Here is a 5,467-nt window from a genome sequence, read left to right as displayed (position 1 = left end):
GGGGCGGTGGGCTCGGCGCTGTACGACGCGGTCGCGACCCTGTCGGCGGACCAGGCCCGGGCGGCCTTCGCCGGGATGGCGGGCGACGCCCATGCCAGCCTGGCCTCGACCGCCTTCGCCACCGCCGGGCTCACCCGCGAGGCGGTGCTCGACCGGCTGCGCTGGGGCGGCGGCTCCGAGCTGCGCGACTACGGCAGCCTGCCGGCCGCCGACACGGCCGACCGGCCCGGGGAGCCGGTGGCGGTTCCGGCGCGGGTGTTCGACCCGCGGGTGGTCGGCCTGTGGGGCCAGGGGCTGGGCAGCCTCGGCCAGGCCCGGGCCGGCGGCAACGCCGCCGCCCTGTCGCGCCAGAGCGCCGGCTTCGTCATGGGGGTGGACGCGCGCCTGGACGGCCTCGGCGCCGGCGGCCTGCGGCTCGGGGTGGTCGGCGGCCATGTCGAGACGACGTTCGCCAGCCCGGGCCAGGTCCAGACCGGGACGGTGACGAGCACGTTCGGCGGCGTCTACGGCAGCCTGGAGGCGGGCCCGGCGGTTCTGCGGTTCGGGGCCCTGGCGGCCGACGAGCCGGCGCGGCTGCGGCGGGTCGTGGCGTTCCCGGGCCTGACCGACACGCCCAATGCCCGTGCCGGCGGGCGCAGCGTCCAGGGGTTCGGCGAGGCCGGGTACCGGGTCGCGCTCGGCGCCGGTTCGATGCTGGAGCCGTTCGTCGGGGCGGGCGCGGTGGCGCTGGGCCGCGACCGCTTCGCCGAGCAGGGCGGTGCGGCGGCGCTCACGGGGTCGGCGCGGGGCAGCCTGCTGCCGACCGCGACCGCCGGCCTGCGCGCGGAGGCGCAGCTCGATCCGGAGGCGGCGCTGCCGGTGTCCGTGCACGCGCTCGCCGGGTACCGGCGGACCTTCGGCGACGTGGTCCCGAGCGCGGTGCTGGCGTTCCGGGGCACGGGGGCGCGGTTCGTCGCCGCCGGGCTGCCGATCGACCGGGACGCGCTGGTGGCGGAGGCCGGCCTGTCGGTGTGGCTTACCCCGGCGGCGTCGCTGGGCGTGTCCTACACCGGCCAGATCGGCGCCCGCGCCCAGGATCACGCCGCCAAGGGTGCCTTCACCGTCAGGTTCTGAGCCCTTTCCGCTCGATCATCTCATCAGGTGCTTGTCTGTATTTATTCATCGAGCACAGACAAGCATAAAATCCTTCTGCACTATTTCAATAGCGGCCCGATCCCACCGGATTCGGGCCAAACACTGTCGCGTAACGATGTCGGAGTGCGAAAATGTTGGTTGGTTTGTCGTCGCCCGTCCGACTGCAGATCGCCGCGGCCCTTCTCAGCACCACGATGCTGACCGGTCCAGCGCAAGCACAGGCCGACATAGACACGTACGATCTCGCGTTACGGGATGTCATCCGCGCCACCTATATCCGCGCCGGCGCCCCCAAGACTGAGAGCGAGATCAACGTCCTCGCCAGCTCCGCCCGGCCGCTCGTGACATTCGATCCGCGCAGCGCGACGGAAGCCGATATTGTCGGCCTTGTCGGACGGCTCGGCTTAACGGATGCGTCGCTTCCAGCATCGGCGGCGCCCGTCTCTCTGACGCGTACCCTCTCGAACGCCCCTCTTCCTGCCTACGGTGGGATCGACCTCACCGAGCGATCAGCAACGCAACTCGCCGACATGCTCCAGCGGGGCGAGACGACGTCGCGCGAGATCGTCCTACAATACATGTACAAAATTCAAACGCTCGACCATGCCGGTCCCGCGCTCCGGTCTGTTGAGCAAATCAACCCGGATATTCTCAGGCTTGCGGATCAAGCTGACGCGCAACGCGCGGAGGCGCGACTGCAGGGCAGAGCGCTGCCGCGCCTGTTCGGCGTGCCTGTGCTGCTCAAGGCGAACATCGACACCGATGATGCTCTACGCACCACTGCCGGTTCCGCAGCCTTGATCGGCTCCAAGGTGGCCGGGGATGCGACCGCCGTCAGCGGGATGCGGGAGGAAGGCCTGCTGATCTCGGGCAAGGCCAACATGGGTCAGTGGGCGGGCATCGTCAGCAACAACCACAGCAGCACTGGCGGCCAGACGATCAGCCCATTCGATCCGACAATCGTCGTTGCCGGATCCAGCAGCGGGGCGAGCATTGCAGCCGCGATGCGATTCGCCCCCCTCACAGTTGGGTCGCAGACTTCGGATTCGATCATCTATCCTGCTCAGCAGCAGGGTCTGTACGCGCTGAAGGCGACGGAGGGCCTGGTCAGCACCACCGGTATCGCACCCTATTCCAGCCTCATCGATGGGGCCGGGCCGATGGCCAACAACGTCCACGACCTCGCCCTCCTGCTCAACACCATGGTCAAGCAGGATTCGATCGATACGCGCAGCAAGGATTATGTTCGTCCGGCGGATTACAATGCCGCGCTCACGGGCAATCTGGCCAGAGTAAAGGTCGGTCTCTACAGCACGACACAGGCTGAGGATCCAAACAGGCCCGCGCAATATGACCAGGTCGTCGGCGCGATGCTGAGAACGGCGCACGCGGATGTCGTGACGATCGATCGCGGCAACGTCGATGCCGCGGTCAAGACAGCGGTCCTGGCCATGACCGACCCTGATCTCGTGCAGTTCATAAAGTTCTCTGATCCTTCGGCCCAGATACCGACGGATGCGGCAGGCCAGTCGGCGTTCCTCGATCGCTACAAACGGACTTTCGACAACGGAGCCCGGCAAGTTCAAGCCGCAACGGACTCCGCGACGCAGCTCATCTTCTACGACGCCTATGTCTCGATCTCGACCTATCTGTCGACGCGCGTATCGTCGCCGACGGATTACAAAAGCGCGCTGATCCGCCTGCTCGGCGATAAATTCAAATCGTTGAGCGACAATCGCAATGTTTTTGCAAAGACAATCGACGACATCATCGCTTTCTCGCAGAAAAATCCGGATCTTGATGGCGGTGATGGCAACCTGTCATACCTGACATCGCAAGGGATCGGCCCCTACGGATCCGTTGGTGAACTCAAAGCGGCTTACGCGAACTGGATCCGCATCTCGACAGCTCTGATGTCGAATGTCCGCAATGCTTTGGGGGTCGATGCGATAATCGGCTTTCTCGGCACCGATGATGGCAGCAATGATGGGCTGGCTGCCTTTAGCTTCGCCACGGAGCAAATGTCGTCTTCGCCACAGCTCAACGTCCCTGTGCGGATGGGTGGCGTCTCGACCAATATCCTGATCGAAGCAAACCCTTACCAAGAGCAGATGCTGCTCCGGATCGGAGCAGCCCTTCAGGAGCAACTCGGCTCGACTACGTTCCAGCAGTACAAGGCTGAGACCCCGAAGCCACCGCCGACCGGGTTCACGAACCAGCCGCAGGATAACGGGCCGCTTCTTCCACTGGTCCTCAACGACCTCGACGATCACGGCCGTCTGGTCCGGGCCCACCTGCTGACGACCGAGATGGCCCCGCTGGTCCTCAACACCACCCGTGCCAGCAAGACCTCATGGTTTGATGGGCGCATCTCGGGCAATGGCGGCCTGATCAAGGACGGCCCCGGCATTCAGGTTTTGACCGGCACGAGCGACTTCACCGGCAATGTCCAGGTTTGGCAAGGCGGTCTCGCAGTCGACAAGACCGAGGCGCTCGGCGCCAGCGAGAATACGGTGACCTTGGAGAACAAGGGCGCGCTTATCGCCACGCGAAGTTTCGCGCTCAGGCGTCCGGTAATCCTGCGCTACGGCGGAACGCTCGGGGCACTGAAGGGCGCGACGCTGCTGGCGGATCAGGCCGTGTCCGGCAACGGCGGTCTGGTTAAGACAGGCGGCGGACGGGTAACGCTACGGGGGATCAACACCTATACCGGGGGGACGGATATCCAGGCCGGCACAGTCTCGGTCTCGCGAGACGAGAACCTGGGTCAGGCCTACGGCACCGTGACGATCGGGGATGGAAGCGCGCTGCTCGCAACGGCGAGCTTCGCCACCACGCGTCCGATCCATCTGAACGGGTTTTCCGGCATCGCGGTGGCCGCGGGCGCGAACCTGACGGCAACCAATATACTTTCGGGTGCGGGCAGCCTGATCAAGACCGGGGGCGGCACGCTCACGCTCACCGGCACCAACACCTATTCCGGTGGCACCACCTTCGCCGGCGGCATCCTCTCGGTCGCGCATGACACCAGCCTCGGCGCGACCGCTGCCCCGCTGACCTTCGACGGCGGCATCCTCCAGGTTACCGGTACCGGCTTCACCGCCACCACCCGCCCGATCACCTGGGCGAATGGCGGCGGCGGCCTCGACATCGCCGACCCGGCCAACACCTTCACCCTCACCCAGTCGCTCGCCGGATCCGGCGGCCTGGCCAAGCTCGGCGCCGGCACACTCGCGCTCTCCGGCACCAACACCTATGCCGGTCCCACCACCATCGCGGCCGGAACCCTCCGGGCGATCGGCGGCCAAGCCATCGGCGACCGCAGCGCGGTGCTCGTCGGCGCCGGCGCCACCCTGGCGCTGGCCGACAGCGAGATTGTGGGGTCGCTCGCCGGACAGGGCCGCGTCGCGCTCGGATCCGCCCGCCTCACCACCGGCGGCGACAACAGTTCCACGACCTTCGCCGGCACCCTCGACGGCGCCGGCGGTCTGACCAAGGCCGGGGTCGGTACCCTGACGCTCGCCGGCAGCAACACCTATACCGGGGGCACGACCATCGCGGCCGGCACCCTTCAGGTTGGCACCGGCGGCACAACCAGCAGCCTGATCGGCGACGTCGTCAATGCCGGCATCCTGGCGTTCAACCGCGCCGATGCCGTCACCTTCGCCGGCAGCGTCTCGGGGTCCGGCGAGCTGGTCCAGCGCGGCCCCGGCACGCTGACGCTCACTGCGGCCCACAGCTTCACCGGCCCGACCACCCTGGCCGCCGGCGGCCTCAGCCTCACCGCCAGCGCCAGCCTGGTCTCCCCCGTCGTCACCCTGGCCGGTACCACGCTGACCAATGCCGGAACGATCGCCGGCGGCCTGACCAATGCCGGCATCGTCACCACCAGCGGCACCATCGCGGGCGGGATCACCAACACCGGTTCCCTCATCGCCACCGCCGGCACCCTCGACGGCGCGATCCGCAATGCCGGCCAGGTCGCCGTCACCGGGCCGGTCGCCTCGGATGCCGGCTTCGCCAACGCCGCCGGCGCCAGCCTGACCGTCTCCGGCCGCTACGCCCTCGCCGGCGCCCTCGACAATGCCGGCACCGTCACCCTCACCGAGGGCGGCCAGCTCCGCGCCGGCCGCGTCGCCAATGCCGGCCTGCTCACCGTCGCCGCCCAGGCCAGCGTCGTCGACGACCTCGTCAACACCGGCCGCCTGGTCAATGCCGGCGCCTACACCGCCGACGCGGTCAACGCCCCGGGCGGCACCCTGATCAACACCGGGCGCTTCACCACCGTCTCGGCCCCGCTGGCCAATGCCGGCACCCTGGTCACCACCGGAAC

The 5,467-nt window shown here is 67.9% G+C and carries 2 protein-coding genes; both read left to right on the top strand.

What is annotated here, in order from left to right; genetic code table 11:
• Positions 1-1,113 (top strand): autotransporter outer membrane beta-barrel domain-containing protein (locus BMZ47_RS27635; protein ID WP_139221094.1); only part of this gene is annotated, 1,113 nt, incomplete at its 5' end.
• A 152-nt stretch (positions 1,114-1,265) separates the two neighbouring features.
• Positions 1,266-5,467: amidase family protein (locus BMZ47_RS27630; RefSeq protein ID WP_139221093.1), on the top strand; the 4,202-nt coding region annotated here is incomplete at its 3' end.

Origin of the sequence: Methylobacterium brachiatum (assembly GCF_900113845.1) — a bacterium.
In the GTDB taxonomy this organism is placed as follows: domain Bacteria; phylum Pseudomonadota; class Alphaproteobacteria; order Rhizobiales; family Beijerinckiaceae; genus Methylobacterium; species Methylobacterium brachiatum.
The sequence above is the reverse complement of the archived record's forward strand: the minus strand, read 5'-3'. Positions and strand labels throughout refer to the sequence as shown.